5 protein-coding genes are annotated in these 4,419 nt (G+C 71.9%); all 5 read right to left on the bottom strand.

Translation table 11 applies throughout. The features are described from left to right. Positions 1–81: 81 nt before the first annotated feature. Genes IY392_RS08995 through IY392_RS08975 form a run of 5 tightly spaced genes read right to left on the bottom strand, consistent with a single transcriptional unit; the run spans position 82 to position 4,143 of the window. Positions 82–1,158: an MSMEG_0568 family radical SAM protein gene (locus tag IY392_RS08995; RefSeq protein ID WP_194861028.1), complete on the bottom strand. Its 1,077-nt coding sequence runs from the start codon at positions 1,156–1,158 to the stop codon at positions 82–84. Further along, the gene (locus IY392_RS08990) at positions 1,155–2,438 is read right to left on the bottom strand and encodes an MSMEG_0569 family flavin-dependent oxidoreductase (protein ID WP_194861027.1); all 1,284 of its coding nucleotides are present in this window, start codon (positions 2,436–2,438) and stop codon (positions 1,155–1,157) included. Before IY392_RS08990 ends, IY392_RS08995 begins: the two co-directional genes overlap by 4 nt. Beyond that, complete coding sequence (locus IY392_RS08985) at positions 2,435–2,731, bottom strand: MSMEG_0570 family nitrogen starvation response protein (protein ID WP_194861026.1); 297 nt, start codon at positions 2,729–2,731, stop codon at positions 2,435–2,437. The genes IY392_RS08990 and IY392_RS08985 overlap by 4 nt, the downstream gene beginning before the upstream one ends. Beyond that, positions 2,724–3,614: a carbon-nitrogen hydrolase family protein gene (locus IY392_RS08980; RefSeq protein WP_194861025.1), complete on the bottom strand. Its 891-nt coding sequence runs from the start codon at positions 3,612–3,614 to the stop codon at positions 2,724–2,726. The genes IY392_RS08985 and IY392_RS08980 overlap by 8 nt, the downstream gene beginning before the upstream one ends. A gap of 4 nt (positions 3,615–3,618) precedes the next feature. Further along, the gene (locus IY392_RS08975) at positions 3,619–4,143 is read right to left on the bottom strand and encodes an MSMEG_0572/Sll0783 family nitrogen starvation response protein (protein ID WP_107756915.1); all 525 of its coding nucleotides are present in this window, start codon (positions 4,141–4,143) and stop codon (positions 3,619–3,621) included. Positions 4,144–4,419: the final 276 nt, after the last annotated feature.

The raw sequence follows: 4,419 nt of genomic DNA, 5'->3' as shown, positions 1-4,419 counted from the left end.
GAGTGCCCCGTGCGGGACCGGCCGGCGAGCGCGGGGCCGGTGGGTGAGTGCCCGGTGAGGTCTCGGATGTCCAGCATCGACTCACCCGCCGACCGACTGCAGGACGCTGCACGCCCCGCACGCCGCGCAACCCGCGCGCTGGTCCGACCCGGCCATCCCCAGGCGCTGCAGGTGTGCGCCCACCTCGCGGCTGATGTACTCCACCCGCCTGTGGTCCGGTGCGGGAGCCCCGTCGACGTCGACGGCGAGCGTCCCCGCCTGGGGGCGGTACGGGACGATGAACGGGTAGACCCCCGAGTCGGCGAGCTCCCGCGCGCCGGCGATCATCTCGTCGGGGTCCTCACCGAGCCCGACGAGGAGGTAGGTCGAGACCTGGTTGCGTCCGAACACCCGGACCGCCTCGTCCCAGGCGGCCCGGTACTCGGTCAGGGGGACCGTCGACTTGCCGGGCATCCACCGCCGGCGGGCGTCGTCGTCGAGCGACTCGACGTGGATGCCTATCGCGTCCGCACCGGCCTCGCGGAGGTCGGTCAGCACCGCCAGGTCGGCGGGCGGTTCGCACTGGACCTGGATCGGCAGGTCCGGGACCGCGGCCCGGACGGCCCGGACGCAGCGCGCCAGGTGTGCCGCCCCGCGGTCGCGGCCGGCCGAGGTCCCCGTGGTCATGACCATCTGCCGGACCCCGTCGAGGTCCACGGCGGCGCGCGTGACCTCGGCGAGCTGCTCGGGTTGTTTGACCGGCACGGTGGTGCCGGAGCGCAAGGACTCCTCGATCGAGCAGAACCGGCAGCGCTCGTCGCGGCGGTAGCGGATGCAGGTCTGCACCACCGTCGTGGCCAGGACGTCCCGGCCGTGGAGCCGCGCGATCTTCTCGTACGGCACCCCGTCCGCGGTGCGGCGGTCGTAGAAGCGGGGGCGGCCGATCGCGGAGATCTCGAGCCCGGTGTCCACCCCGTCGCGCAGGACCCGGTCGCCGTCGAAGACGAAGGGGCTGTCGGGGTTGCGGGGCAGCGCGGCGTCGCGCCCGGAGACCACGAGATGCCCGTCGTCGCTGGGCCCCGCGCCCCCGCTGCGGTGCAGGGGCGGGGTGCCCCGGATGCCGAGCAGCGCCAGGTCGACCCGCGTCGAGGTGGCACCTGCGGTGGTGGGGGTGGTCATGATGCCCGTTCCTCTCGGCTGGCGTGACGCCGGGCGATGATGCCGTCGGCGAGGTACTTCGCATCGCGGTCGATCCCGAGGAACCGGCCGGAGCCCCACGTGTGCATCCAGGGCAGGCCCACGAACGACAGGCCGGGGACCTCCGTCACGCCGCGGGTCTGCATGGGGTGGCCCGCGCCGTCGAAGGCGCTGGCCTCGATCCACCGGTAGTCGGGCCGGTAGCCGATGGCCCAGATGATGGTGGTGATCCCCTCGACCGCCAGGTCGAGTGACGTCGGGTCGGCCTCGGGCGCCCACACCGGGGAGTACCTCGACGGCGGCGGGGCGTCGATCCCGTGGGCGTCGATGTGCCGGTCGATGTCGGCGCAGATGGAGTTGTACACGCGGTCCGCCGAGTCCAGGGCGTCGGTCAGCGTCGGGGCGAAGTGCAGTTCGGAGTCCCGTCCGGAGGTGAGCGTGCCGTAGAGGCGCATCCCCTCGGCGGCGAAGCGCCGCAGGTCCACGTCCCGCCCACCGTCGCGGCCGGTGACGTAGTGGTTGGTCTTCTCCTGCGCGGCCTTGCCCCCCGGGTACTGCTGGGCGGGGGTGTCGTACAGCCCCATGTCCGCGAGCCAGGTCATGCAGTCCCGGCCCCGGTAGAACCGGGCGACGCGCGGGGCGTTGCCGACCGCCAGGTGGACACGGCGGCCCGCGAGGTGGAGGTCCTCGGCGATCTGCGCACCCGACTGGCCCGACCCCACCACCAGGACCGCGCCCGCGGCCAGCTGGTCGGGATTGCGGTACTGCTCGGAGTGCAGCTGCACCACGGCGGGGTCGAGGAAGGAGGCGTAGGGCGGGATCACGGGGATCGGGTAGCCGCCGGTGGCCACCACCACCTCGTCCGCGGTGACCGTCCGCTCGCCGACCGGGCCCGCGAGGGTCACCTCGAAGCCGGTCCCGGTCCGGCGGAGCCGCGTGGCGGCCGTGTGCTCGGCCAACGGCGGCTCGAAGGTCTCCAGCCACCCGTGCAGCCACTCCACCACCTGGTCGCGGGTCATGAACCCGTCGGGGTCGGGCCCCTCGTAGTGGTAGCCCGGCAGTCGGCAGTGCCAGTTCGGGGTGACGAGCGTGAAGGAGTCCCAGCGCGTGTCGGCCCAGGCGTGCACGGCGGTCTGCTTCTCCACCACCAGATGTTCGACGCCCGCGGCGCCGAGGTGGTGGCTCACCGAGAGACCGGCCTGGCCGCCGCCGATGACGAGCACCGGGATGTGGGTGCCGGGGGAAACCTGTGTGGGGCTCATGGGTGCTCCTCGAGAGGATCCATGGCGACCACCTCGACGAGGGCGTCCCCGGGGTGGGCCAGGCTCACCGAGGTCACCTGCGCGGCGGTCTCGGCGGCGGAGGTGCACAGGAACCCGTAGCGGGCGCGGACCCGCTCGCCCGCCTCGGTGAGGGCGTGGGTGGCCCGGGCGCGGAACTCGGCGACGCTGAGTCGCTCTCCGACCGTGAGGTGGTCGTGGATCACCAGACTGGGGGAGTAGTAGTCCCGGACCGTGCCGTCGGGCCACCGGACGGCGAAGTTCATCTCAGGCACTGGCGAGCCTCCTCTCCTCGACCGGGTCGTTCAGCTCGACCAGCGGCCCGTAGACGTCGGGACGCCGATCGCGCAGGTGGAACATCCCGGCGCGCATCGCGGAGAAGGTGCCCGCGACGTCGACCTCGGCGACCGCCAGGCCCTCGTCGAGAGTGGTGGTGGCCAGGACGTTCCCGCCGGGATCGACGATCTTGGCGTTGCCCACGTAGCGGAGCGACCCGAAGGTCCCCGCCTGGTTGGAGGCCACCCAGAACACCTGGTTGTCCAGGGCCCGGGCGGAGTCGAAGAGGTTGAACCGGTAGGTCCAGCGGTCCTCCTGCAGGTTGGCGGCGGTCGCCGTGCGCGCCGCCGGCCACGCGGACAGGGAGGCGATGATCTCCGCGCCCTGCAGAGCCATGACGCGAGCGGCCTCGGGGAACGCCTTGTCATAGCAGATCTGCAGGCCCACCCGCCCGACCGGGGTGTCGAAGACCTGGTAGTCGCCGCCGGAGGCGTAGGACATGTTCTCCCCGAGAGGCTGGTGCACCTTGCGGTAGGTCCCGTAGACGCAGGTTCCGTCGAGGACGGCGGCGGCGTTGTAGCGGCTCACGCCGTCGGCGCCCAGCTCGCAGAAACCGATGGCCACCACCAGGTCTCCGACGATCTCCCGGACGCGGGCGATCTCGGGGCCGTCGAGACGGATCGCCGGCGGCAGCGACCGGGCGGTACGCGTGGTGTCGCCGTGGTTGCCGAGGCTGGAGAGATAGCCCCCGATGGCGGCCTCGGGGAAGACCAGGAAGTCGACCCCGCGCTCGCGGGCGAGCTCCGCGTAGTGGGCGATGGTCCGGTAGTTCTGTTCGAGGTCGCGGGTGAAGTTGGCCGCGACCGAGCCGATGGTGGTCATGATGTCAGACCATGTAAGTGGAGTTGATGATGGCGCCCTTGCGGGCGTAGTGGATCAGGGCGTCCTGAACGTCGAGCGGGTGCGCGGGGATCACGCCCTCGATCAGGTCCTCCTCGCGGCCGCCGTGGAGGCCGAGCCCGAAGCGGCAGCAGAACACTGTCCCGCCCTCGGAGATGAACGCCTCGAGGGACTCGTTGATGTTCTGCTCGCCGGGGAAGCCGGAGTCCCCGGTGGTGGGGAATCCGCGGGTGGCGAGGCAGTTGATGGCGCCGGGGCCGTAGAAGTAGATGGCCGACTCGAACCCCTTGCGCAGGGCGCGGGTGGCCTGGAGCACGGCGACGAAGGAGACGGACGACTCGTGGGCGATGCCGTGCACGAGGGTGAAGTACGACTCGCCCTCCTCGGCCTTGTAGTCGGGGAAGATCTTGGTGCCGCCGTAGATGCTCGTGCCCTTGGGCAGCGACGGGTGCGGGATCTCCTTGAGGGAGGCGGCGATGTTCTCGGTGATGGCGGCGTCGAACTCGGGCACTGTGGGCTCCTCGGGGACGGGGTCACCGGAGGGGTTCCGGTGACATGGCAGCGAGTACACGCCCGCGGCGTTACCGCTGCGTGTCGGTCCGTTACCGGGTGGTTGCGATTGGAACAACCCGTCCGGCGTCCACGTAACACACGGGTGGGGCCGCGGCCCGCGACGATGGGGTCCGGTGAGCGGGGTCACGCCCGCGCTCGGCGCTGTCGAGGCTGATTACACTGGTGCTCTCCGTGCGGCCCCGTCCGCCGCGCCCACCCACCCGGAGGACTCACA

Source organism: Dietzia sp. SYD-A1 (assembly GCF_015356725.1).
Lineage (GTDB): Bacteria > Actinomycetota > Actinomycetes > Mycobacteriales > Mycobacteriaceae > Dietzia.
The sequence above is the reverse complement of the archived record's forward strand: the minus strand, read 5'-3'. Positions and strand labels throughout refer to the sequence as shown.